At 41.3% G+C, this 26,655-nt stretch carries 19 protein-coding genes; 8 read left to right on the top strand and 11 right to left on the bottom strand.

All coding sequences use genetic code 11. The features are described 5' to 3' along the window. Nucleotides 1-64: 64 nt before the first annotated feature. The 5 genes from ispG to GGQ60_RS21570 form a co-directional block, all read right to left on the bottom strand. Complete coding sequence (gene ispG / locus GGQ60_RS21590; RefSeq protein ID WP_183768259.1) at nucleotides 65-2,044, bottom strand: (E)-4-hydroxy-3-methylbut-2-enyl-diphosphate synthase; 1,980 nt, start codon at nucleotides 2,042-2,044, stop codon at nucleotides 65-67. Between the two features lie 347 nt (nucleotides 2,045-2,391). Continuing rightward, complete coding sequence (locus GGQ60_RS21585; protein ID WP_183768257.1) at nucleotides 2,392-3,003, bottom strand: RDD family protein; 612 nt, start codon at nucleotides 3,001-3,003, stop codon at nucleotides 2,392-2,394. 113 nt (nucleotides 3,004-3,116) lie between these two features. Next, complete coding sequence (locus GGQ60_RS21580; protein WP_183768255.1) at nucleotides 3,117-4,100, bottom strand: toast rack family protein; 984 nt, start codon at nucleotides 4,098-4,100, stop codon at nucleotides 3,117-3,119. Nucleotides 4,101-4,105: 5 nt separating this feature from the next. Further along, nucleotides 4,106-4,804, bottom strand: coding sequence for a PspC domain-containing protein (locus GGQ60_RS21575; RefSeq protein WP_183768253.1), 699 nt, complete (start codon nucleotides 4,802-4,804; stop codon nucleotides 4,106-4,108). 19 nt (nucleotides 4,805-4,823) lie between these two features. Beyond that, nucleotides 4,824-5,513, bottom strand: a complete 690-nt coding sequence (locus GGQ60_RS21570) for an SDR family oxidoreductase (RefSeq protein WP_183768251.1) — start codon at nucleotides 5,511-5,513, stop codon at nucleotides 4,824-4,826. Between the two features lie 146 nt (nucleotides 5,514-5,659). On the opposite strand from GGQ60_RS21570, the gene GGQ60_RS21565 reads away from it, so the two are divergent. The 5 genes from GGQ60_RS21565 to msrA all read left to right on the top strand — a co-directional run bounded on the left by GGQ60_RS21565 (nucleotide 5,660) and on the right by msrA (nucleotide 10,183). Next, entirely contained in the window at nucleotides 5,660-6,394 is a 735-nt protein-coding gene (locus tag GGQ60_RS21565; protein WP_113949422.1) for an MlaE family ABC transporter permease, read from the top strand. Next, complete coding sequence (locus GGQ60_RS21560; RefSeq protein ID WP_183768249.1) at nucleotides 6,394-7,146, top strand: ABC transporter ATP-binding protein; 753 nt, start codon at nucleotides 6,394-6,396, stop codon at nucleotides 7,144-7,146. The genes GGQ60_RS21565 and GGQ60_RS21560 overlap by 1 nt, the downstream gene beginning before the upstream one ends. Before the next feature lie 269 nt (nucleotides 7,147-7,415). Continuing rightward, complete coding sequence (locus tag GGQ60_RS21555) at nucleotides 7,416-8,297, top strand: RsmD family RNA methyltransferase (protein WP_183768247.1); 882 nt, start codon at nucleotides 7,416-7,418, stop codon at nucleotides 8,295-8,297. An 89-nt stretch (nucleotides 8,298-8,386) separates the two neighbouring features. Next, a complete protein-coding gene (locus GGQ60_RS21550) occupies nucleotides 8,387-9,436 on the top strand; it encodes a hypothetical protein (protein ID WP_183768245.1) in 1,050 nt (349 codons plus the stop codon). Between the two features lie 204 nt (nucleotides 9,437-9,640). Beyond that, a complete protein-coding gene (gene msrA, locus GGQ60_RS21545) occupies nucleotides 9,641-10,183 on the top strand; it encodes a peptide-methionine (S)-S-oxide reductase MsrA (protein ID WP_183768243.1) in 543 nt (180 codons plus the stop codon). On the opposite strand, the gene GGQ60_RS21540 is transcribed toward msrA, so the two are convergent. From GGQ60_RS21540 to GGQ60_RS21515, 6 genes are all read right to left on the bottom strand, one after another. Continuing rightward, a complete protein-coding gene (locus tag GGQ60_RS21540) occupies nucleotides 10,184-11,272 on the bottom strand; it encodes an acyl-CoA dehydrogenase family protein (protein ID WP_183768241.1) in 1,089 nt (362 codons plus the stop codon). A 12-nt stretch (nucleotides 11,273-11,284) separates the two neighbouring features. After that, a complete protein-coding gene (gene pnuC, locus GGQ60_RS21535) occupies nucleotides 11,285-11,911 on the bottom strand; it encodes a nicotinamide riboside transporter PnuC (RefSeq protein WP_183768239.1) in 627 nt (208 codons plus the stop codon). A gap of 282 nt (nucleotides 11,912-12,193) precedes the next feature. Then, nucleotides 12,194-12,592 (bottom strand): hypothetical protein, encoded by a 399-nt coding sequence (locus GGQ60_RS21530; RefSeq protein WP_183768237.1) that lies wholly within the window; start codon nucleotides 12,590-12,592, stop codon nucleotides 12,194-12,196. A gap of 11 nt (nucleotides 12,593-12,603) precedes the next feature. After that, nucleotides 12,604-15,411, bottom strand: coding sequence for a DNA gyrase/topoisomerase IV subunit A (locus GGQ60_RS21525; RefSeq protein WP_183768235.1), 2,808 nt, complete (start codon nucleotides 15,409-15,411; stop codon nucleotides 12,604-12,606). Between the two features lie 197 nt (nucleotides 15,412-15,608). Next, complete coding sequence (locus tag GGQ60_RS21520; protein WP_183768233.1) at nucleotides 15,609-17,294, bottom strand: PNGase F N-terminal domain-containing protein; 1,686 nt, start codon at nucleotides 17,292-17,294, stop codon at nucleotides 15,609-15,611. A 206-nt stretch (nucleotides 17,295-17,500) separates the two neighbouring features. Next, nucleotides 17,501-17,989: a cytidine deaminase gene (locus GGQ60_RS21515; protein WP_183768231.1), complete on the bottom strand. Its 489-nt coding sequence runs from the start codon at nucleotides 17,987-17,989 to the stop codon at nucleotides 17,501-17,503. Between the two features lie 147 nt (nucleotides 17,990-18,136). On the opposite strand from GGQ60_RS21515, the gene GGQ60_RS21510 reads away from it, so the two are divergent. From GGQ60_RS21510 to GGQ60_RS21500, 3 genes are read left to right on the top strand one after another with little or no spacing between them, the layout of a single operon-like run. Beyond that, nucleotides 18,137-23,128 (top strand): translocation/assembly module TamB domain-containing protein, encoded by a 4,992-nt coding sequence (locus tag GGQ60_RS21510; RefSeq protein WP_183768229.1) that lies wholly within the window; start codon nucleotides 18,137-18,139, stop codon nucleotides 23,126-23,128. After that, nucleotides 23,112-25,424: a translocation and assembly module lipoprotein TamL gene (gene tamL, locus GGQ60_RS21505; RefSeq protein WP_183768227.1), complete on the top strand. Its 2,313-nt coding sequence runs from the start codon at nucleotides 23,112-23,114 to the stop codon at nucleotides 25,422-25,424. The genes GGQ60_RS21510 and tamL overlap by 17 nt, the downstream gene beginning before the upstream one ends. 7 nt (nucleotides 25,425-25,431) lie before the next feature. Continuing rightward, nucleotides 25,432-26,457 carry a YihY/virulence factor BrkB family protein gene (locus tag GGQ60_RS21500; RefSeq protein ID WP_183768225.1) on the top strand — a complete coding sequence of 342 codons (1,026 nt, stop codon included), beginning with the start codon at nucleotides 25,432-25,434 and terminating at the stop codon, nucleotides 26,455-26,457. Nucleotides 26,458-26,655 lie beyond the last annotated feature (198 nt).

Here is a 26,655-nt window from a genome sequence, read left to right as displayed (position 1 = left end):
TCAGAATGACAGTATTGTAGGTAATGACAAGACAGCCACAGCTCGCAGCCGGGATATAATTCGATTAAACCTTTTCTACCCAATTCCCATCGCCTTTGATGATATCGATCAGCTCATCTAAAGCATAAGCAGTAGTTACATTTTTCTTTACCACTTCTTTGCCACGGTAAAGGGTAATTTTATCTGGGCCGGTACCAACGTAACCATAGTCGGCATCGGCCATTTCGCCGGGTCCGTTTACAATACAGCCCATGATCCCTATTTTTATCCCTTTCAGATGATCGGTACGCGAACGGATCAGTTGAGTAGTTTCCTGCAGGTCGAAAAGGGTTCGGCCGCAGCTCGGGCACGAAATATATTCCGTTTTACTGATCCTGGTACGGGTAGCCTGTAAAATCCCGAAACTGGTTGAATTGATTAGTGAAAGGTTTTGTCCTTTCGCATCAATCCATACGCCGTCGCCAAAACCATCGGTAAGCAAAGCACCAAGATCTGTAGCTGCGTAAAGCATTAAATGACCGGCATCAGCATCCTGGTAAGTCCTTTTTATAATGACCGGAACCTGGCTGTTTTTTTCCTGCAAGGCCACAAAAAATGCCCTTTGCTCAGCCATTCCATGGGTTGAGGAGGTTTTCAGGATTAAAACAACGTTAGGTTGAAATGTTGGAATGTTAAAATGTTGGAATGTTTGGGCATCAACCTCAACAAAATTTAAGACCTCGTCTTTAACCTCAGCTTGACTAAATTCTTCGAATGAAAATAAAGGGTGGCAGTTATTCCTGTCTTTTAATTTTAACCAGGTAGCATAATTGTAAACCTGTTTTAAATTGCCCGGAAAAGAAAAAGAAGGAAGGTTATCGCCCAAAAAAGCCAAATCACATGCCTGATCGGCCAGGTTGTATTTATCTAAACCCGCACTATAATTATAGCCCACGGCACTTAAAAAGTAAGGATCTTTTAAATTTTCTTTCGAAACATCGATCATCACTACCGGGTGGTGGTGCCCTCCGATATGCTGTACCGGATCGGTAATGCGGCGGTTGTATTCGTAAGGAGAATAAGTGGAGCGGATGGCGTGGGATGTGGAGCGTAAATTAACCGACTCCGGACTTCCGACTTCAGGCTCCCGACTTCTTAAAGTATATCGATCGGCTAAAGCTTTAGCTACCGGTGCTTCAAATTCGGGATCTTCCGTTAAAGAAACACGGATGGTATCGCCCAATCCATCTTCCAGTAAAGTACCAATCCCAACTGCCGATTTAATGCGCCCATCTTCTCCGTCACCGGCTTCGGTTACACCCAAATGTAAAGGGTAATTCATCCCCTCCTTAGCCATGGTTTCGACCAGCAAACGGTAAGCCTGTACCATTACCTGGGTATTACTGGCTTTCATCGAAATCACCAGGTTGTAATACTGCTGATCTTCGCACATGCGGATAAACTCCATTGCCGATTCGACCATCCCACGCGGCGTATCGCCATAATGGCTCATAATCCTATCGGAAAGCGAACCATGGTTGGTCCCGATGCGCATGGCCGTACCGTATTCTTTACAGATTTTTACCAGGGGGATAAACTTTTTGTAAATCCGGTCTAACTCCGCATTGTAAGCATCCTGGGTATACTCTATATTTTCGAATTTCTTTTTATCAGCATAATTACCGGGGTTAACACGCACTTTTTCAACAATGCGGGCTGCCATTTCAGCTGCATTTGGTGTAAAATGGATATCGGCAATTAAGGGAACATTATAACCACGTAAACGCAGTTCTTTTTTAATATTGGCCAGATTTTCGGCTTCTTTAATGCTTGGCGCGGTAATACGGACATACTCGCAGCCCGACTCCACCATGCGGATGGTTTGTTCTACTGTGCCCAAGGTATCCATGGTATCGGTAGTGGTCATGGATTGGATACGGATCGGGTTGTGCCCGCCCAAAGCGATATCGCCGATGTTTACTTCTCGGGTTAAGTACCTAGAATAAGCTGTTAAACTGTTGCAATATCCGCCAGCCAAATCGTGTTTTGCCAATATTTTTTCCATTTGGGTGCAAAGATAAGGATTGTTGGAATTTTTGATGTTGTTATGTTGTAATTAAATTAGCTGATTTATAAAGGAGTTATTTGATTTTTTTGAAAACGGGGTGCAGCATCGCCTGGCAAATGCAGCCCCGCTTAACGCTTTACTTCATTGCACTTTGTATATGCTTTAATCGGGTTATTTTTTACGGTGGGTGGGTTTGTTGGCCATATTGCACCGGTCTACGTTCCATAAACGGGATGGAAGCGGCATCCTTTGGCTGTTAGCCTGAGCGTAATACAGGGCTAGCCAAAGATATAGCGTACAGCACGACTAACGATAAGAGAGACGCATTGTCCCTGCTTTCTAACTTAAATCAACCTGTCTTTTATCACCAGCGTATTGGCGGCAATATCGTGCCAGCACTGGTTCTTCCTGTTCAAAAAACTGTAGAGGTAGCCAAAAAAAACCGGGATTACAGATAATATTTTCGAAAAATTCCTGACCAGGGAAATACTGAAAGAAACCCGGCTTCCTTCTAAATCGGTTACTTTAATATTCAGTAGTTTTTTACCGATGGTAGCCTGACTTTTAGATGCTTCGGCAATACTGCCATAAATAAGTTTAACGATAAATATGGAGGGAAATGGCACCAAAAATGCCATAATGCGTTGATCTTTCCCTTCGATAAAAATATAGCTCGTTAAAATGATAACGGTGTAAAACCCAAAAATGATGAAATGATCGATTACCGAAGCAAGCAAACGCTGATCGAAAGCAGCAAAATATTGGGGTGCAGTTTTTTGATAACTGAAACCCAAAAGCTCACGCAGTTCGGGAATTGCGTGAGCTTCTTTATAATCGTCCATTCCGGGTTTGCGTATAAATGTATTCGCACTGATGTTTAAACCTTTCAGTTCGGTTAAATTATACGGCCCCTGGGGCTTACCGTTAATTACTACTGTGTATTGATCAGAATTCATTTAAAATCAGGATTGCTTGGATTTTAGGCTTTGCAGGATCAGGGCTTTATTAACAGCAAAGTTCATATTGCGTTTTTAACCTTACACCCTCCGCCTTAAAACCTTCTGCCTTCCTAATACCTGGTCACTTCAAAGTTACTCAATCCACCGTCTAAATTGATAAAGATTTTTTTAGTCGACGATTTATAGTTAGAAGTTTCGTAAACGCCATCGCTCAATTTTTCAAATCCATCAAAATCTTTTGCCGATAAACCAGTTTTGGTTTTGATCCTGCAGCCAGCGCCATTAGGTACTTTGATTTTAACATCTGCCACTCCCGATTTCACAACCACATCAGTGATAGGCAATAAATCGCCGATTTTAATATCCAGGGCGGCAGCTCCACCATCAAAGCGGAAAGTACGCACTTTGTAAGGAGAAAAATCGAAATCAGCTTCTCCAGCACCTAATTTCATCAATACATCCCAGGTAGCTTCTTTGTTTAACTTAAAATTTACCTCATTACCGTTATCGCCAAAATTCCATTTGCCTTTTTTGTCGTCCATACTAAAAGTGAGTATGGTTGCAGAATCGGTAACAAGTTTTTTCAAAGAGAAATTACCGCGTCTTTTTTTGACATCTGCATCAATTAACGAAGAAGTTTCTCCATCGAGCTTGAATGAGATACCACCGCCTGAAATATTCAGCACAGTTTTTTTAGCGTTATCGGCCACAATAAAAGGCTCCGATAATTTTAACTGGTGATAAGAGGAGTCGTTATTGTCATCGTCGTTATCGTTATCCTCGTCGTTGTGTTCAATATTAATATCGACATCTTTTTTAAAATGGCGGCCCCACCAGTTGCCACGTTCCGGAACCTGCTGCCCTTTGTAAAAAAGGAAGGCCAGTGCTAGCACTAAAACGCCAATGGAAATGATACTGCCTGTTTGCGAATTGTTCCTGTTAAAAAGGATATTTAAGCCTGCAATGATCAGGAATATAGGCCAAAAGCTCCAAACGTTGCGCCAGTAAAAATTGATCACACCAAAATTTTCGAGTAGGAGTACACCACCAATAAAAAGCAGGATGATACCCCATATTAATCTATCTAGTTTCATATTATTTATACTTGAGGGTTAGCGGATGTTGACTGATCATCTTTGTTGGCCGGTGCTGAGGGTTCATTCTCTACAATAACTTCAGAAAAATCGGCAGTTTTTTGCTGCTCTGCCTCCTGTTGCTGATGCTGAAAAGCGGCCCAGTCGTTTTTTCTTTTTGATTTGGCAATGATACTGATACCCAAAGCAATAAATATTAATGGCCACATGTACCTGAATAAATTACGGATACTAAACCAATCGGGTATAAAATCCATTTCGCGCATCAGGAAAAAACATCCCACAACCAATAGCACTAAACCACCTATGGTACGGCCGGTATCGTTCGGTTTATTAAATTTCGCGAAATCGGCATGTGTTTCGAACGGTGTTTTCTCTGTTCCGTCAACCGGTTGTGTCCAATTCTGATTTCCCGGGTTTGCTGGTCCTGCAAAAGGATCGGCAGTTCCAAATGGCTGTGCATTTGGGTTTTTCTTGTTAAAGTAATCGTTAAATTTAGAAAATCTTGCTGCCGGATCGTCATTAACCGGAACAATAATCCACATGATTATATAGGCAATTAAGCCACCTCCAGCCATAAATATGGCAGATAATGCAAACAATAACCTAATTATGGTAACCTCCACCTGCATGTAATCTGCAAGTCCCGAAGCTACACCGGCAATCATCTTATCGTGTTCGTTTCTAAAAAGCTTCTTTTCCATAACGTTGTTCATTTTGTGTTTAAAAATCGAGCGGTGTAATTAACACTTCATCTACGTTTACACCTTTACTTAAGTTTAAAATGGTGAATAAAGTTTCGGCAATATCTTCAGGCTGTACAAATTTTTCATCGGGGATGCTTGTTCCTTCCCAGGATGAAGTTTTGGTAGAGCCCGGCAAAAATGCCGTAACTTTAACGTTGTGAGGGGCTAACTCTTGCCGCAATACATGATTAAGACTTAACATCGCTGCTTTTGTTACACTATAACTGCCAGCATTTTTTACCGGGGTTTTGCTGGCTACCGAACAGATGTTAAATATGTGGCCCTGCTTGGCTGAGCGCATTTTTTTTCCAAAAAACTTACTGATGTAATAACTGGCGTTCACGTTTAAATGCTGCTGCTTTTCGAAGGTTTCGTCATCCTCGTCGAGCAAACTGCCGGGTAAAAATATCCCCACATTGTTAACCAACACAGCTACATCATCAAAATCTATAGCTGTCGAATTTAAAAAAGCATACACTTCTTCTTTAATTGAACAATCGGCTGCCTGGATAAAAACAGCATTCCCATAAAGGGTTAATTCCTGTCGAAACTTTTCAAGTTCATCTAAACCCCTAGCTACCAAAACTAAATCGTACCCATGTTGGGCAAATTTAATCGCAATAGCCCTACCAATTCCTTTAGTTGCTCCGGTAATTACAGCTTTCATTATTTATGGTTTAATTTTTGTTAACAAAAAACCATATTTATATTCAAAACCACGAATATTTTTTGCAATAAGCAAAGAGCGACAAATTTTTATTGTTTCTTTGTAGTAGTATAGAACGATCATTTAAATTAAGCAATATATACGGAATGAATTTTACGAATTTCGGCAGATACATCCTGCTACTCAAATCTGTATTCAGAAGGCCGGAAAAACTGAAAATATACCTGAAAGAAATTGCCAAACAGATGGATTATGTTGGCGTAGGCTCTTTAGGTCTGATTGCCATTATTTCTACCTTTATTGGTGCGGTTATGACTTTGCAGATTGCTTTCCAGCTGGTTAGCGATTTTATACCCAAGACCATTATCGGCTCGGTAAACCGCGATTCGAGTATTTTAGAGTTAAGCCCAACCATCAGTGCAATTGTGCTGGCAGGAAAGATAGGCTCGGCCATTTCATCGGAGATTGGCTCCATGCGGGTAACTGAACAGATTGATGCATTGGAAATTATGGGTATAAATGCACCGGGCTACTTAATCCTTCCGAAAATTATTTCGGGCATCACCATGGTACCCATGCTGGTTATTATCTCCATGTTCTTAAGCATTACCGGTGGTTATATCGGCGGTTCGGTTTCGGGAGCGGTAACACCAGCCGAATATATTCAGGGTATTACCACTGATTTTAATCCTTACACCATTACGGTTGCCCTGGTAAAGGCATTTGTATTTGGCTTTATCATTACATCTGTTCCGGCATACGAGGGTTTTTATGTTCGTGGCGGTGCTTTAGAAGTTTCGCAGGCCAGTACAAGGGCTGTTGTAATTAGCTGTATTTCTATTTTAGCTTGCGATTATATCGTGACCCAATTGTTATTGTAATGATCGAAATTAAAGATATATATAAATCGTTCTACGGAAGTGAAGTGTTAAAAGGCATTTCCGGAAAGTTTGAAGAAGGCGTAACCAATTTAATTATCGGTGGTTCGGGTTCCGGAAAAACAACGTTGCTTAAATGTATGGTGGGTTTACATCAGCCTGATTCGGGCTCAGTAATGTATGATGGACGCGATTTTACACCGATGACCTACGAGCAGCGTATCGAAGTGCGTAAAGAAATCGGCATGTTATTTCAGGGATCAGCCCTTTTTGACAGTATGACTGTTGAAGAAAACATCATGTTCCCATTAAATATGTTTACCGATCAAAACAGGAAAGAAAAACTCGAAAGGGTTGATTTTTGTCTTGAACGTGTTAACCTTGCCGGCAAAAACAAGTTATTTCCAGCTGAATTATCGGGTGGTATGAAAAAACGTGTGGGCATTGCCCGTGCCATTTCGATGAATCCGAAGTATTTATTCTGTGATGAGCCCAACTCAGGCCTGGACCCAAAAACTTCGATCGTTATTGATGAACTGATCCAGGAAATTACGGAAGAATATAAAACCACCACCATAGTAGTGACGCATGATATGAACTCTGTGATGGGTATTGGTGATTACATTCTGTTCCTGCATGAAGGAAAGAAATTCTGGGAAGGCAGCAATAAAGAAATAGCACATACGGATATTAAAGAGCTGAACGACTTTGTATTTGCCAGCCGCTTTATGAAAGCTGCTAAAGATAAATTTTAAGAAAACCCGTATATTTGTATATAACTAAGGCTACTGAAATATCAATCGCAAATTGGAAAATCGGCAGGTAAAAAACAAATGTAGTTGAAGAACAAAAAAGCCTGTACGCGCTGCAAAAAACCTGTTTGCCGTTACTAAAGATTTTAATGAGCCTATAAATTTCTACTAAATAAAATCATCATTGCGGGGCACGAAGCGATTTCCTTCTGTCTAGTTATCGCACGAAGATTGCTTCGTGCCACGCAATGACAGACCATACCTAATAATACATGATACAATTACTAGCCCCCACCCACTGGAAAGATTATGAACTGATTGATTGCGGGGATTTTGAAAAATTAGAACGTTTTGGCAATGTGATTTTAATCCGTCCGGAGCCCCAGGCTGTATGGAAAAAAATACGATCTGATCAGGATTGGAAGAAAACTGCCAATATTACATTTAGGGGCCGTTCGGCAACGTCGGGCGAATGGGTTAAAAAAAACCAGTCTATTCCCGACCGTTGGCATGTAGAGTATAAGAACGATGATGTAGCCATTAAGCTCCGATTAGGTTTAACTTCTTTTAAACACGTGGGTGTATTTCCTGAACAGGCTGTAAACTGGGATTTTATCTCATCATCGATCAAAAAATTTAAAACGCCGCAACCCAAGGTTTTAAACTTATTTGCCTATACCGGAGCTGCCTCATTAATAGCTAATGCGGCTGGAGCCGAAACTACCCACGTAGATTCGATTAAACAGGTAGTTACCTGGGCCAATGAAAACCAGGAGCTTTCAGGCCTGAAAAATACGCGCTGGATGGTGGAGGATGCATTGAAATTTGTAAAGAAAGAATTAAAAAGAGGTAAAAAATACAATGGTATTATCCTGGATCCACCGGCTTATGGCCACGGCCCTAACGGCGAAAAATGGAAACTCGAAGATCATATCCAGGAAATGATGCAGGATGTAGTGCAGTTGTTGGATGAAAAAGAACATTTCCTTATCCTGAATACTTACTCGCTTGGCTTTTCGTCAGTAATTGTAGAGAATCTTATCCGTACTTCTTTTCCTTCGGTTAAAAATCTCGAAACGGGTGAACTTTATTTACAGGCTACTTCAGGCGTTAAATTGCCATTGGGCGTATTCGGTAAATTCTGTAATGTGTAAATGTTAATTACTTTATTTTAAACTTTCAAATTTCCATCCTACTTTCATCGGTCCGGAAAAAGACTAAACTTTAACTATCTAATATATTTATGAAATTCCCTCAATTAGCAGGCACTATACTACTTGGTTTTGCCGCAATCAGCTTATTCGCCAACTGCAATTCAGACGGTAAGGGCAAAAGCGGCATCGGTAAAATCTTCTCTTCTGATACCACAAAAAAGAAAACCGACTCAGCAGCAAACGTGATGAAACCTGTTGATCCGAAGCTTTACGATTCATTGGTAAAGAAATTGGCCAATGGAGATACAACCGGAAAATGGCCGGTAAAAAAACAACCATACCCTTTGGCCGGAGCCATTCTGCCATTTAAACGTATTGTTGTTTATTATGGAAACCTGCACTCTAAAAAAATGGGGGCACTGGGCGAATATGCACCTAAGGAAATGTGGCAACGCTTAAATGCCGAAGTAAAGCATTGGGAAAAGGCTGATCCAACCACCCCGGTACAGGCCGGATTACACTATATTGCTGCAGTAGCCAGTGGCACGCCCGGAAAAGACGGAAAATATATCAACAGGATGGGTGATAAACAGATCGATTCTGTTTTAAAAATTGCCAAAATGCAGCCTAATACCATCGTATTTCTAGATCTCCAGGTAGCTTTAAGTACCATTAAGGCAGAATTGCCGCGTATCGAAAAATACCTTGAACTGCCTTATGTACATTTAGGTATCGATCCAGAATTTTCGATGAAGGATGGTTCGTTGCCTGGCAAAAAAATCGGTACTTATGATGCTGCCGATGTAAACTATGTAACCCAATACCTGGCCGATATAGTTAAAAAGCACAACCTGCCTCCGAAAGTATTTGTACTGCACCGCTTTACGAAGAAAATGGTAACCAATGCTGCAAACATTAAACTCCGTCCTGAAGTACAGGTAGTGGTTCATATGGACGGATGGGGCGAACCAGAACTGAAAAAAGGAACTTACCGCCATTTTGTACAGGGGGAGCCGGTTCAGTTTACAGGTTTTAAACTGTTTTACAAAAACGACCTTAAAAAGGAGCCAAAACGTTTAATGACCCCTGAAGAGCTGTTAAAGCTTACACCCAAACCGATATATATTCAATATCAATAAAATTTCTAAAGCCTGTAATTGTAATTACAGGCTTTTTTGTTTCCTTTTAGATTGGGGGAAATCGTGAAAGATTGGTGCAAACTGCACACAGAACAATGCCTGCTTAAAACTTATAGGAATAATCGGTATTAAACTAGTCTTTAATATCAAAAAAATGTCTTTTTTTGATATTAAAGACAGGGAATAGATTTTATACTGTAGGATATGCAAACAGCAACACTTGGCGGAGGCTGCTTCTGGTGCACCGAAGCCGTTTTTCAGACGTTAAATGGAGTGAGCCGCGTTACATCAGGCTACATGGGAGGAGATTTGAAACACCCTACCTATATGGAAATTTGTAATGGGGATACCGGCCATGCAGAAGTAATTCAAATTGAGTTTGATGAACGTATTATTTCGTTTAATGAGCTTCTATTGGTATTTTTTAAAACCCATAATCCAACCACTTTAAACAGGCAGGGGAATGATGTTGGTACACAATACCGTTCGGTAGTTTTTTATGAAAATGAAGATCAGAAAAAACAGACGGAGGATATGATAGCAAACTTAACGAAACAGGACATTTTTGAAAAGCCAATTTTAACAGAGGTTTCGCCAATAGCTGAATTTTATGAGGCAGAAGACTATCATCAGAACTATTTTAACAACAACCAGGGGAAACCTTATTGTGCATTTGTAATACAACCCAAACTTAATAAGTTTGCTGCTGATTTCAGAGCGAAAATTAAACCGGAGTTACTCGAATAATTAAACCTCAAATGTAAGCAGGCCGTGCTGGCTGGCCGTGTGTATATCCCTCCATACCCGATTAATCTCCGATCCTTTTTTGGCCGCCTCTAAACCGCAATACGGAAACAAAATACCTGCAGTACGCCAACAGGCGTGAGCCAATTTACGGCTGATTGCGCTGACCTCGGTCAGTTTGGCATCGCTGATTTGACCATTCTCCATTAACTCAGCCCACGATTTATCAAACGTAGTAAAGAACTGCTCACGTAAGGCCTGTACTTTACTTTTACAACGGTTTAACTCCGCTGTAAAAAACTCGATTTGTACGTCGGTAAATCTCTTCATGCTGGACCGCGCATGGAAAGATTTTTCTACCAGCCGGATAAAATGCTTGGTCATGCCCAGGCTGTTAACGGCCAAAGTTGTTTCGGCAAGCTGTAAAAAGGGATAATCAAAGCCCGAATCTGTTAGTTGGATGCCCTCATTAATGGTAAAAGTCCTGTTTTCGGGTACCTCAAGGTTTTTTACTTCAAAAGCATGACTACCTGTGGCTATTAAACCAAAGTAAGACCAACCGGGTAAAATACGAACTTCTGCCTTTTTCAGGATAAATGATTTGATAATGGATTCGTCCTTTTCATCCAGAATATCCTTACCGTTTTCATCTTTAAGGAAACAGTTGGCCGTAAATATGGTGGCGTGCAATGCACCACTGGCATAGTTCCATTGTCCGTTAATGAGATAGCCCTTGCCAGTTTTAACAGCCTCACCACCTACTGCCCCACTCCCTGCAAAACAAACCTCATTATCGGCAAAAATTTCGGTTGCCAATCCGGGATCTAAAAAGCCTGCAAACCATCCCGCACCGGCACATAAGGTAACGGTCCAGCCAAGGCTCCCATCAGCTTCGGCAAGTTGTTCTTCTAAACGCAGAATTTCAGGCAGTTTTTTATTGGCGCCTCCATAAACTTCAGGCACAAAAAGTTTAAACCAGTTTTCCTGGTAAGCCAGCGCTAATATTTCGGGATGCAACTTGCCCATTTCTTCAGAAAGGGCGGCATATTTGGCAACTTTTTCCTGCCAGTTAAGGGTTAAGGTATCATCCATTGTATGCCTGCTTTAAGATTGGGCCAATTTAAGCCTGCTTTTGTTGATGATTTTTTTCCAGTCAAAGAAACCAAAAATGGCCACTGTAAATAGAAAGGTAGTTAAGCAGGCCATTAGCGGCAGTTTTTTATGGAACAATAAGGGGATAGCTACGATGTTGGAAATATTAAGGAAAATCCAGTTTTCTATTTTACGTTTGGCCAGTAACCACATCCCTGCCCAGGCAGTAGCCGAAACAAAGGCATCAAAAAGAGGTACATCAGAATCGGTAAAATGTCTTAATACCAGAAATAATACGCCAAAACCAATTACTGAAATCAGCACTGCAATGGTTAATTCATTATTATTTGACCACGATACCTGGCTTTCGGCTTCCTGTTTCCTTTTCTTCCAGATGATCCAGCCATACACGCTCATGATCAGATAGTAAATACTTAAAAGTGTTTCTGCATATAGCTTTACATTTAGCAACAGGAACATGGATAAGAGGATAGAAATGATACCGGTTGGGTACAGCCAAATGCTATTCTTTTTGGCCAGCAAAACCTCTGCTACACCAAAACCCACAGCCAGCCACTCGATAAAAGAGGTGTGTACAATCTGCTCCTGAAAAAGCTTAAACCAATCCTGAAAATTCATTTACAATCTTTAAAAATTATTAAAAACTGCTTTCAGGGCGAAACAGTATGGTAAATGCTAACCTCTTTCCTACGTCGGTATTATCCGCATCAGGTACATTAAAGGCGGAAGGTTAATGGTTTAGGGTTTAAGGTTAATAACCTCATACCATAAGCCTTTTACCTTAAACCTCTAAATGGGTGTAATCTCAGCAAACTGATTTAAAAGAATTTAAACCCGTAAGCACCCCTTTGAGCAAGGCAAATATAGGTTTAAAAATGCTAGATCGGTATAATTTCAATATTATTGTTTCATTTTACCGACAGGAGGTGGATCCCCTTTTCCTCCTATTCTTTTAAATGTTAAATATTCAAATTTACCATCAGAATTAATTACACACTGAAAATCAGCATTTATTTCTTTATCCTTACAGGTAAAAAAATACATAAATTCTTTTCCTTTTTGAGTTTTGAATGTGGCCGACCTAAATCCTCGAACCATCCCGTGGATGTAGTCTAAATATTTAACCATATTCTTTTTGGATAACTTTTTTTGATAGTCTGCAGAAAGTGTACTATAAATCTGGTCGTATTTGGCGGCATTAAATTGCACTAAAAAATTCTGCACCGTTTTCTCCGCTACTTGGTCTTGAGCAAATGAACCTGTGGAAATTGAAAGAAATAATAATAAAACCAGCCTCATATCCATAAAATCTAAAACAGCCCAATTTGCCCCTTATCATCAATATCGATATCATCGGGGTTAGTAATTTCGAAATCTATTTTTTTTACGGGTTTTTCTTCAGCTTTTGGTGCTTCTGGTTCGGCTGGTGCTGGTTTTTCTGTTTTAGGTGCAGGTGCTTCGGTACGCTCAAATTTTGGTTTCACTTTCTCTACAGCCGGCTCATCAGTAACCTTTTCTGTTGTGTCTGAAGATTCATTTGCCTCTTCAGTGGTATCTGCCGCTCCGTCGTTGCTTTCGTTATCACCTTCAGCCGGTGTTTCTTCTACTTCCTCTTCTTCAATCTCCGGTTCTTCTAATACAACCTTTTGCACATCGTGTGGCGATAAGCGGTTACCGTTAGCCTTTAACCCTTTAACATCAATCATTTCGGCCAGTACAAGTTCAAGGGTTTCCGGAACCTGTGTTTTACCTTTTAATACATCGACTATAATTTTGGCAGCGGGGTTACCTGTTAAATGCAATAATTTCGATTTCGGCTCCTCACTGATGAAGATCGTTTTCTTACCGTTAGCCTGCAATTCGAATGCAAAACGTTTAATGAAATAGTTCTGCGCCTTACCTTCAAAATGAACTGCTGCAAAGATCCTTTCGGGATCAAACTTCTCGATCAGCAGCAGGTTATCGTCAAAATGGTTGGTTAAATCGAAAGAGCTCAGTTCATAGTAACCGTCTTTGTGTACCTGTAAAATGCGGTCGTCGCCATCAAATTCGCCCAGGTATTTACCGCGACCATCAACATTGAGGCGTTTTAACAAATCATCGTACCAGATTTTAAGTCCTGATAAGGTAGAAACGCCTTTGCTTTTTAAAACGATCTTTTTAACCGGGTATTTCGATACAATATTTCCTTGCGAACCGCGGCCTTTAATGGCCACTTCGGCAAAATCAAGATCGAACTGGAGTTTACGTAATTTAGAGTGCGGCTTTAAGGCTACATTGATCACTTCAGCCTCTCCGTTCGGGTTAGCGGTAAAGTACAGTACTTTAGAACCTTTTGATCCTTTAGTTAAATCGTATTCCTTATCGCGGGTTACACCCACCACCGAAAATCTTTTAATATACGATGTTCCGCTGGCACCATCTTTATAAACCATGTTGTAAACGGTACGTTCATCGTTTTTCTTGAACACCTGTACATGGATAATGCCTTTGCCCACAAAGGTTTTATCGGCCACTTTGGTAATGATGCATTTTCCGTCTTCACGGAAAACAATTATTTCATCGATATCCGAGCAATCGGCTACGAATTCATCTTTACGTAAACCCGAGCCCACAAAGCCATCGGCGCGGTTTACATATAATTTTACGTTGGCCAAGGCAACTTTAGAAGCTTCAACACGATCAAACAGGCGGATTTCTGTTTTACGCTCCCGCCCTTTTCCGTACTTATCTTTCAGCTTCTGAAACCAGGCAATCGCATAATCAGTAAGGTGTTTTAAATGGTTTTTAACTACTTTAATTTCCTCTTCCAGATTTTTCATCTGCTCATCGGCCTTTTTCACATCAAAACGGGTAATGCTACTCATCGGCTTATCGATCAGTTTTTTGAAATCTTCGGGTTGGATTTCGCGGTAAAGCGAGGGTTTAAAAGGTTCGAACAACCTGTGTAAAACCTCCACAACCGTTTCAAAATTACTCGAATTTTCGTAGTCAGGGTTTTTATACATCCCTTCCTGAATAAATATCTTTAACAGGGAGCTAAAGAAAATTTTCTCCTGTAATTCATTTAAACGGATTTCAAGCTCTTTTTTAAGTAAGCCTTTCGTGTGTTTGGTGTTTTCGATCAGGATATCATTCACACTTAAAAAGTGTGGTTTATCATCCTGGATGATACAGGTATTGGGTGAGATAGAAACTTCGCAGGCAGTAAAAGCATAAAGCGCATCAATGGTCACATCGGGCGAAATACCCGGGGCCAGGTGCACTACAATCTCTACATTGGCCGCAGTATTATCCTCAATTTTTTTGATTTTGATCTTTCCTTTATCGTTAGCAGATAAAATACTATCGATAACGGAACCCGTGGTGGTACTGAAAGGCACCTCACTGATGATCAACGTTTTCTTATCTTTTTCAGTAATTTTTGCCCTTATCCTAATTTTACCGCCACGCTGACCTTCGTTATAGTTCGAAAAATCGGCCATACCGCCCGTAAAGAAATCGGGCAGGATATTCGGGCGTACGCCGCGCAATGCTTCCATCGATGCATCCAACAATTCGACAAAATTATGCGGCATTACTTTGGTGGCCAAGCCTACCGCAATACCTTCGGCACCCTGGGCGAGCAAAAGCGGGAATTTAACCGGTAAGGTAACAGGTTCATTATTACGCCCATCGTAACTTAACTGCCACTCGGTAGTATCGGGATTGAAAACCACTTCGTTGGCAAATTTCGATAAACGGGCCTCGATGTAACGGGGAGCAGCAGCGCTATCGCCCGTAACCGGATCGCCCCAGTTCCCCTGCATATCTATCAGCAGGTCTTTTTGCCCGATTTGTACCATCGCATCGCCGATTGAAGCATCGCCATGCGGGTGATATTTCATGGTATTACCAATTACGTTGGCAGCCTTGTTAAAACGCCCGTCGTCCATCTCTTTTAACGAGTGCATAATACGGCGTTGAACAGGCTTTAATCCATCGTTAATGTGTGGAACCGCCCGGTCGAGAATTACATAAGACGCATAATCGAGAAACCAGTTTTCATATAAACCGTTAATTGGCGTTATGGTATGTTTGTGTTCTTCGTTGATGTTTGGGTCTAGTTCTTCACTCATTTATATACAAAAATTGGCAGCGGTAAATATAATAAAAATGATTGCACAGAATGAAGACAGGTTATTCACATTTCGATCCTTCTACTATGCGCAGGATGACAAAAATTATTCATGCACAAAATAAGTACCTCAAATAATCTGGTTAAATCTCAAGTCGGCAGGCTCTGGCTGACAACAGATGAGCAATGGTAACTTGTTTATTCCGTACCGAGCAGTACGCCCGAAACATTCCAGGCGCTTGAGCTCGAACCTTCGGGCTTACCCATCGGAATCGTAACCTTAATGGTATGCTGTCCTGCTTTTAAATCGCCCAGGCTAATCCATTCCGGGTTGGTCACCGTTCCGGGGCACCAGTTAGACCGGCTTAGATCGGATGATGACAGACCGTTTTCAAAATTACCTGATGCCGGGTTCGATAAACGGTAAGAACCGCAATCCTGGCGCCACGGGGTAAAGGCAAAAGCCTCCTTATTATCCAGCCATATGGTATTTTTACGTGGAACAAACTCATCGCCATTTCCCCAGCCTCCATGGCCTGTGGTAATGTACCGTAACCTGGCATCTTTTATATCTTTATCGAGCGTAAAGGAAACCTCCAGGCCTTTTTCAATGCTAAACATGGTGGCATACTCTTGTCCGGCCATTTCCATTACATTGGTCGAATTGAACAATGGCAGGATAAGCTCTTTATGATGCTCTCCCCGGCCGCTGTTATGCAGCGTGATGTTCATCGAAACTTTATGGCCGCCTTTATCATAATTACCGATAAAAACGGCTACCCAGGCTTCCTTTCCGTTTACCAAAGGAAAAAGTTCCGAAATATCCTGACGGTAATACACTTTCTCGGCCCAGTTTTTATCTTTTAGTTTTAAAGTATTGTATTTCCCTACACCAAAAGGCGTAAAAAAGCGCATCAGTTCAATTACCGGGTTATAATTGGCCGTAGCTACAACCCCCTGGTACGTTTTCCCGTTACCATTATCATAAACGGGCAGTTCTTTTACCGAGTTTTTCAGGGCATCCATCAGGCTGATGGTTTTATCTGTGGGGATTACAAATACTGAACCCGTTCTGTCGTAAGCATCGCCATTCGATTGCGCTGTTAAATCGACAAAAACATTTGGGCTGCCTGGGTAAGCTGGAAATTTAACTTTCCGCGCTATCACTGTTCCACCGGCAAAACGAAAAACCGAATCGTTTGACTGCGGCTTATCTACAAAATTGATGACTTCGTTATTAAAGACAGCCAATGTAGTAAACCGGCTTTTCCACAATAAATCTTTATAAGTTAACCCATCACTCAGGTTTGCACTTATTTTGGCTACATCAACCGGGTTTACATTTTTAACCGTTTCTATTTTAGTTGCGGTCAGGTAGCTGTTGCCGTTCCGAACCTGCTCTAACACTAAACCCAGGTTTTGGCCTAAAACCGTAGGTGCAGCTTTTATTCCCGCTTCAACAGTATACCACAAATCTATCCGGTTGGAGTTAACAATAGTAGTGGCCCTTTTGCAGGTATACCCCATTATTATTTTGGTTTCGTTACCGTATTCGAAAACCTGTTTGCCGATGGCCGTGCTATCAACCGTTGCCAGCTGGCTGCCGGTACTCAGATCAGCTAGCTGATATAAAAGCAGTGCGGGTTTGGTTACCAGGCTTTGCTCGTAGGGATATCTGGCTTTATGATCCAGGATGCTGGCATTACTGATTAAATTCTGTGTGGCAGTGGCAATCACCACCGTAGCGTTGCGATCTTCTTTGGGTTTGCCATCCGCAGAGCGGAAATAAGTAATTTTATAAGCTGCATTGCTTTTAAGTATGCCCTGGGCTTGCAGGTTAAGTGAAATAAAAACCGAAAAAATGAGGAGGTATAGCTGTTTCATAATGGCTAAAAAACCAAATATAGGGAATAAAGTCGGAGGTCCGGGGTTGGAAGAAAGGGCGACTTCCTGAAAGACCTTAGTAAATAAACCTGACAAAGCGGTTAGCCCGCCGTGAAAAGCAACGAAACGAGGACTAAAAGCGATGGCGGGATAAAAGCACCTATGCAATACAGAAGGTTGCACTTCGCTCAAAATGACGTTCCATCTTACCGCTCCAACCTATCCTCTACAAACGCAAAAGGCATCAAACTTTTTACGCTGGGTACTTTCAATACCTCACCGTTTAAACAATAAAAAATTACCTCAATCGGTCTTTGTTGCTTGCGCTCAAACTCGATCATTACCTGCAAACAGCCCCCACAGGAGGTAACAGGTTTTAAAATTTCAAAATGATCAGTCTGTGCGGTAATGGCCATACTTTCGATTACCGCATCGGGATATTTAGTACCGATAGCAAAAAGCGCCACCCGTTCGGCACAAAGCCCTGACGGATAAGCGAGGTTTTCCTGGTTGCTGCCTAAAATTATTTCGCCTGAAGCCAGGCGGATGGCTGTTCCTACTCTAAACTTAGAGTAAGGGGAATATGAGGTTGCCAAAGCTTGTTCAGCCTGCTGACATAATGTGCGGTCCTTTGCTGTTAATTCATCAATACCTGAGTATTGTTCAAAAGATATATTTAGATTTATTGAATTCATTTTAAACTTTTTTACGCCGCTAATGTTAAATTTTTATAACGGGCGAACAATTTAAGTTATTTTTTGTATTATTTTAGTAAAAAGTGCCTTAAAATTAATTTCGTGGCATACTCTTAACATTTATAAAAACACCAAACAGGCTTAGCTTTGAATAAATACGTACGCAAAAGTTTCAAAATTTTACTGTGGTTCATTGCCTCGATTATCATACTAGTGGTTGGTTTAGCACTGTCGTTAAATATTCCAGCCGTTCAAAATTTTGTTAAGGATAAAGCTATTAATTACCTTAAAACCAAAACCAAAACCGAGGTTAGCCTCGAAAGCATTAAGATTGCACTGCCTAAAGATGTTGTATTAAATAAATTTTATCTCGAAGACCGAAAAGGTGACACCTTATTATATGCCGAAAAGCTAGCGGTCGATATCAGCTTGTTTAAACTTTTAAAAAACACGGTTGAAGTCAACAACATCGAGCTTAAAAACATTCGGGCCAATGTTAAACGCATTAATCCCGATACTACATTTAATTTTTCTTTCCTGGTTGATGCTTTTGCCAGCGACCAGAAAAAACCCGAAGAGAAAGTAAAGAAAGATACGACCTCAACCCTAAAGTTCTCTGTCGACCGGATTTCGTTCGAGGATATAGGCCTCACCTACCGCGATGATGTGGCCGGCAATAACGTTAAACTTTACCTGGGTGCTTTTAAAACCAAAATCAAGGATTTCGACCTCGCCAACCAACACTATGTGATTAAGGAGCTAAGCTTAACCAATACTTCTTTACGGTATCTGCAGCAAAAACCCTTAACCCAACTGGTGCAACACATCACCAATAGTGTAGACAGTGCCGAGAAAGAACAGGGCAAACTGCCTTTAATAGAAGTACAGAATTTTGTTTTCAGCAAGGTAAAAGTCAATTACGACGACCAGGTTTCGACCACCAGGGCGGTTGCCGATGTTAACGACCTCGGTTTGGTTAACCTCAAGGTTGATTTAACCAACAGTAAATACGCCGTTGATGATGCACATTTAAACCGGTCGGACATCCTTTTTGCTTTCAAGCCGGCACCCAGTAACGATTTAAAAAAAGTAAAAGATACAGTTGTACCTGAAAAATCGACACTTGGACTCATGATTAAAAACATCAGTCTGGCCGATAATAATGTACAATTTGATAACCTTGGCGCTAAACCAGTACCAAAGGTAATGGATTTTAACCACCTTAAAATAGCCGGACTAAATTTAGGAGCCAGCAAGGTAACTTATAGTGCTGCCGGCATAAAAGCCAATGTAAAAAATGGCTCGTTAAAAGAAAAAAGCGGCTTTGTGCTAAACGAGCTTAAAGGCGATGCGGTGTATAACGACAAGCTGATTAAACTAAGCAATTTTGTGCTCAAAACCCCGAATACAACCATCGATAATGCTACCGAGCTTAATTTTACTTCAATGGATGACCTCACCAAACATCCTGAACGGGTAAAGCTTAACCTCGCCTTTAAAAACACCACCATTGGTTTAAAAGATGCGGGTTATTTCAGCGATGCAGTTCCGGCCAGTTACCGCAATGAAAAAATAAAACTTCATGCCGATGTTAATGGTTATTTAAACAACCTTAATATTCCACGTTTACAAATCAGCGGATTAAAAAATACGCAGATTGACATTAGCGGAAAGGCAAAAGGACTGCCTGATATTAAAAAAACCTTTCTCGATTTAAACATTAAGAAACTACACGTTACCAAAAGTGATATCCTGGTGGCTGTTCCTAAAAAATCACTCCCTCCTACTATTGAATTACCCAATGTGATCGATGCAAAAGGTAATTTTAAAGGATCGATGACTGATTTTAACACCAACATGAACATCCTGACGGATATGGGCGGTGCCAATGTTGTTGCCGGAATGAAAGGCCCAAAAGGTAAGGAAAGTTACCAGGCTGATATTAGCCTGAATAATTTTAACGTAGGCCGCCTGTTAAAAATGCAACCTAAACTGGGTCGTGTTTCAGCAAAAGCCCGGGTAGCGGGTAGCGGTTTAGACCCCAAAAAAATTAATGCAAAGTTTAATGCAAAAGTGTTAAGCGCCTACTACAATAAATATACCTACCGCAACTTGAATATGGCCGGTACCTATGCCAACCAGAAGGTGGCGGTAAAAAGCAGCATGCCCGATAGTAATGCCAATTTCGCCCTTGATGCAAAAGTTAACCTGGCTGGTAAATACCCAAGCGTAAAAGCTGATTTAAATTTAAAACAGCTTAACCTGCAGGCTTTAAACTTTAGCCCTACAGTGTTGAGTGCGGCCGGTTTGGTGAAAGTAGATTTAGCTACTGCTGATGCCGATTATTTAAATGGATCGGTTGATGTTACTGGTCTGCAGGTAGTAAAAGATAAGCAGCGGATTAATGTAGATACCATTTCTGTACGTGCCAAAAGCACGGCTACGGAAAATGAACTCACGCTGAAATCTGAAATCCTATCCGCCAAAATTGACGGTAAATACCAGCTAACCAAGGTTAGCAATGCCATTATTAACGAAATAAACAAATATTACGCTTTTGGCACGGTTACCAAAGTTCCCGATCAGCGCCTAAGGTTTTTTGTGAACCTGTACGATTCCAAACTGTTAAAGAGTTTTGTACCCGAATTAACTGTTTTTAAGCAATCGCAGTTTTATGGCTTAATCGATACCCAAAAAGACAGCCTGCAGATTAAAGGTAATTTCCCTCAGGTAGTATATGGCGATTTTAAAGTAGATACCACTGTTTTAAACATCAATAACGATAATAATAAATTAGATTACAGCTTAACGGTTAAAAGTTTACAAAGCCCATCCATTGCACTTTTCAACACAGAGGTAAATGGCGGTGCTGCCAACAATAATTTGGGTGTAAATATTTTCTTACGCGACAGGCAGCGCAAAAACAAATATGTTATTGGCGGTAATTTCCAATCGATTAACAAAGATTTTAAATTCACGCTCGATCCGCAAAAACTCCTGCTTGATTACCAGAAATGGGTGGTTTCGCAAGATAATTACATTCAGTTTGGCGCTTCGGGCATTTTGGTTAACCAATTTCAGATCAGCAACAGCGGCCAATCGCTGGCGATCAACAGCAACCCTACTGAGCCCAATGCACCTTTAACGGTTGAGTTTAAGGATTTCCAGCTTGAGACCCTGACTAAATTTGCAGAAACCGATACCACTCTGGTAGGTGGCCGCTTAAACGGTACGGCCAATGTGAAAGACCTGGCCAATACCCCAAAATTTGAGGCTAACCTGACTATCGATCAGCTGCGTTACCAAAAAGACGAGCTGGGCACTTTGCGTTTAGCCGTAAACAACAATACCGACAATGCCTTTGAAGTGAATGTAGCCTTAACAGGTGTACATGAACTGCGGGCAAACGGCTTCTATTACACGGCTCCCCAGAGCGCGCTTGACCTGACTGTTAATATCGATAAGATTGAAATGAAAAACATAGAAAGTTTATCGGCTGGTCAACTTAAACGAGGCACAGGTACACTAACCGGGGCACTAACCGTTAAAGGGGCATTAACGGCGCCGAAAATACTGGGCGATTTAACTTTTAACAATGCTGGCTTTAATGTGGCCTATGTAAACTCTTATTTCAGGATGCCGAACGAGAAGATTTCGTTCACCGAAGAAGGGATCAGCTTTAACAATTTTACGCTAATCGATTCTTTAAACCAGAAAGCTACCATTAACGGAAAAGTTTACACCAGCGATTTTAAAAATTACCGTTTCGGCCTGGATATCAAAACCAACAATTTCAGGGCCTTGAATTCGACCGCAGCGGATAACGACATGATCTATGGAACGGTTTTCTTAACCAGCAACATTAAAGTGCGCGGCGACCTTAACCAGCCCGATATAAACATGAACATCAGGGTAAACAAGGGAACTAAATTTTTCTTTGCCCTGCCGGCCAACGATCCTTCTATCATCGACCAGGAAGGCATTGTTCAGTTTATAGATGAAGATGCGCCACCGTTTAACGGCAAAAGAGCATTGAAAGTAGATAGCATCAGTAAGGCACCAATTAAAGGTTTAAATTTGGTTGCCTCAGTAAATATAGATCCTGAAGCTGAACTTAACGTAGTAGTAGATCCGGCCAATGGCGATAACCTGAACGTTAAGGGCGATGCCGATTTAAATGTGACGATGGATCCTAGTGGAAAAATCAGTATGACAGGCCGTTACGAAATTGTTGATGGTTCGTACAACCTTACCCTGGCCGTGGTTAAAAAAGAATTTAAACTGGTTAAGGGCAGTACCATTATCTGGACCGGGGAGCCTACCTCAGCCAATGCCAATATCACTGCTTTATACGAAGTAAACGCTGCTCCTATCGATTTGCTTAACCAGCCAGATCTTTATGAAGCCAGAACGAAACTACCTTTTCAGGTTTATTTAATGATGAAAGGCGAGTTGTTAAAACCTACCATTTCATTTAAACTCGATTTACCTGAGAACGAACGTGGTGCCTTAAGCGGTCAGGTGTACACCAAGCTGATTAACGTAAACCGCGATGAAAGTGAGTTGAACAAACAGGTTTTTGCCTTGCTGGCCTTAAACCGGTTCATTGCCAACAATCCCTTCCAGAGTCTGGCCGGTGGAGGTGGTGGGGTTTCTACGCTCGCCCGATCGAGTGTAAGCCAGCTTTTAACCGAGCAGCTCAACAATTTAACCTCCGATTTAATACAGGGCGTCGACCTCAACTTTGGGGTAAACTCATCAGAAGATTACTCAACCGGTTCGATGCAACAAAAAACCGATTTAGAAGTGGGCTTATCTAAAAAGTTACTCAACGATCGGTTAACGGTTACTGTAGGCAGTTCGTTTGCCCTCGAAGGGCCACAGGCGGCAGGAGAAAAATCGACTAATATAGCCGGAAATGTGAATGTAGAATACGCCCTCTCGGCCGATGGGCGCTACCGCTTAAGGGCGTACCGCCGTAACCAGAACGATGTTATCGTACAAGGGCAGATTATCGAAACCGGATTAGGTTTTACCCTCGTGGTAGATTACAATAAATTTAGAGAGATATTCCAGAAGAAACGAATCAGAAGAATAAGAAACATTGAACAGAAAGCACAGGATGAAAAAACTAACTAGACCGCTTTTATTTGTATTGGCCTGTTTAGTTTGGGCTTGCAGCAGTACCAAATCTTTAAAACCAGGACAGATTTTGTACACGGGTGCCGAAGTAAAGATCAATCCCGATTCTTCGGGCAAAATTGATAACGAAAAGCAAATTAAAAATGACCTCGAAGCGAAGACCAGGCCGCGACCTAACAGTTCTTTTTTAGGGATCAAATTCAAACTTGGTATTTATAACCTTGCTGGGGAGCCTACAAAACCCAAAGGTTTCAGGAACTGGCTACGCAGAAAGGGAGAGGCCCCCGTGCTGTTGAATGATGTAAAACTGAAGTACAACAATGATGTATTAACCAGCTACCTCATTAGCGAAGGCTACCTGCAGGCCACCGTTACCGGCGATACAGTGGTTAAAGATAAGAAGGGTAAGGCCATTTATACCGCCGTTACCGGGCAACGCTATAAAATCAATCGCGTTACCTTTCCACCCGATACCGGTGTGTTAACGCGAAATATCAATGCCAATAAGGATAAAACCCTGTTAAAGGTTGGCGACTATTACGATATTGATACTTACAAAAACGAGCGGATCAGGATTGATAATGACCTGAAAGAAATCGGTTATTTTTATTTCAGTCCAGATTATTTAATTATACAGGTTGACAGTACCATTGGCAAAAACCTGGTCAATGTAACCTTAAAGGTAAAAGATATTGCGCCTGATGCTGCGCTGAAACCTTATACCATTAAGAATATCAATATCTACCCTAACTATACCTTGCGCAGGGACAGTGTTTTAAGAAGGCTAAAACCGCAGGTATATAACGATTTTAACATTTACGATAACCGCAATACCTTTAAGCCTAAACTTTTCGATCGCCTGGTATTTTTTCAAAAAGGCGAACCTTACAACCGCAGAGACCATAACCAATCGCTGAACCGGATGGTAAATGTAGGCGCTTTTCAGGATGTGAGGGCTGAGTTTTTGCCGGTAGATAGTTTCAGGAACAACCAGCTTGACCTGAATATTTATTTAACCCCTTTAAAGAAAAACTCGCTGACCTTCTCGGTTACCGGAACCAGTAAATCGAATAATTTTGTGGGTTCTGAAGTGAAGGTTACCCAAACCACCCGCAACCTGTTCAGAAATGCCGAACAACTTGATATCAGTGTGAGCGGTGGTTTTGAAACACAGACCAAAGGAACCTCGTTGGGCAAAAATTCATTGTCGTTTACAGCCGAAGGAAAGCTGACCTTCCCGAGGTTAATTGTTCCATTTTACAAACCCAACAGCACCAATGCCTTTATTCCGAGAACCATTACTTCCCTTTCGTACCAGATGCTGAACAGGGGCTCTGAATATACCTTACATGCCATCAAAGGGGAGTATGGTTATAACTTTAAGGAAAACCAGTATAAGGAGCATAATTTTAACCCGATTTCGATTAGTTATGTTTCAACCAGTTTCCCTTCCGATACTACCGAGGAAAGAATCTATACACAAAATCCTTTATTAAGGTCTACATTAGAAAATCAGTTTATCGTCGGCAGCAATTACAACTTCACCTATACCAACCAGATGGAAGATAACCGCCGGAACAACACCTATTTTTATGGGGCTTTAGAAACCGGCGGAAATGTTTGGGGATTATTTACCTCCAAAAATGAAGAAGGGAAACACACCATTTTTAATACTCCGCTCAACCAGTTTATCAGGGCGGAGGCCGATCTGAGGGATTATTACAAAATCAATAAAAACCTGATCTGGGCCAACCGTTTAAATTTAGGTTATGGCTTTGCCTATGGCAACAGCACCTCGCTACCTTTTGTAAGGCAATTTTTTGCCGGTGGCAGTAACGATGTTAGGGCCTTCCCTGCCCGTACTTTGGGGCCTGGCACCTATAAAGTTCCGGATGATGCCATTTTTGCCGACCAGGGTGGAGATATTAAGCTGATGCTCAATTCGGAGTTACGTTTTAAAATCGTGAGCATACTATATGGCGCGTTATTTGTTGATGCAGGTAATATCTGGCTTAGAAAAGAAGACCTGGGAGAACCTGGCAAACCGGAAACGGCAAGGCCTGGATCAGGCTTTAAACTTAAAAATGCACTGAACGAGCTTGCCGTGGGTACTGGTGCAGGTTTAAGGGTTGATGCCAGTATTTTTGTAGTGCGCCTGGATGTGGCCTTCCCCGTTCGTAAGCCATATTTACCGGAAGGACAGCGTTGGGTATTTAACGACATTGATTTTGGAAATAAAGACTGGCGCAGGCAAAATTTAATTTTTAATATTGGGATAGGATATCCTTTCTAGTTTTAAAATGAAAAGAGTAAGAGTATTACATAAAATCAAATATTTTTTTGTTGCCATTTATCACCTCTTTATAGCTGCTGGTAAAGGCTTTATGGAAGACCGGGTAATGAAACTAAGCGCCTCACTGGCCTATTACACCATCTTTTCGCTTACGCCGCTTATCATTATTGTACTTTCGGCTGCCACTTTGTTTTTTGGCGATAAAATGCAAACCAGAGACAAGTTTTTTATGGAAGTTACCGAACTGGTTGGAAAACCTGCAGCTACCCAGATACAGGGCTTTGTTGATCATGCGAACAAAACAGGACAATCTACCATCGGTTTAATTATCGGTATTGGTACTTTAATTATAGGTGCAACCGCTATTTTTATCGAAATACAAGACAGCATTAACCTGATCTGGAAAGTAAAGGCTATGCCCAAAAAAGGTTGGATCAAAATGCTCACCAACCGGTTACTTTCTTTCTCGCTCATTGTATCAATGGGCTTTTTGCTACTCGTTTCGTTGGTGATTAACAGTATTGTGGTAGGGCTTGGCGATAAACTGGTTGCCCTGATTTCGGAGAGCAAAGTAGAGGATGTGATCCCAGTTGCCAATGATACCATGGCCCTGCTCATTTACATTTTGAACAATGCACTGACCCTTTCGGCAGTTACTGCAGTATTCACCATTATCTTTAAGGTACTGCCAGATGTAAATATTAAATGGAAATCGGCCATCATTGGCGCATTATTCACCGCAGTATTGTTTAGCCTGGGTAAATATTTAATTGGCATCTATATCGAAAAAGGAAGTACCGTTTCGGCATTTGGTGCAGCTGGTTCTATTATCATTATCCTGCTCTGGATTTACTACACTTCTATTATCCTCTATTTTGGTGCAGAATTTACACAAGCCTACGCCGAAAAATTCGATGGCGGCATATCGCCAAGTAAGTATGCCGTATTTACCAAGATCACCATCGTGGAGAAAAAGGTTGATGTACTACCACCGCAGCACCCTGAAGATACGGTTAACCTGCCAAAAGAGTAAAAATAGAATTGTGTGAATGAATCCTATCGGTTGGTGTCTCATCAACCGGTACAGGGACCACTAAGTTGTTAATCTGGTTTGTCTCTCACCAACCAATAAGGGAATTCAGCTCAGCCATGATCGTCTTGCTGAACTTGTTTCAGCATCTAATAATTGAAAGATCCTGAAATAAATTCAGGGTGAGGCAACGCTAAAAGT

It is taken from the genome of Pedobacter zeae (assembly GCF_014196715.1).
In the GTDB taxonomy this organism is placed as follows: domain Bacteria; phylum Bacteroidota; class Bacteroidia; order Sphingobacteriales; family Sphingobacteriaceae; genus Pedobacter; species Pedobacter zeae.
The sequence above is the reverse complement of the archived record's forward strand: the minus strand, read 5'-3'. Positions and strand labels throughout refer to the sequence as shown.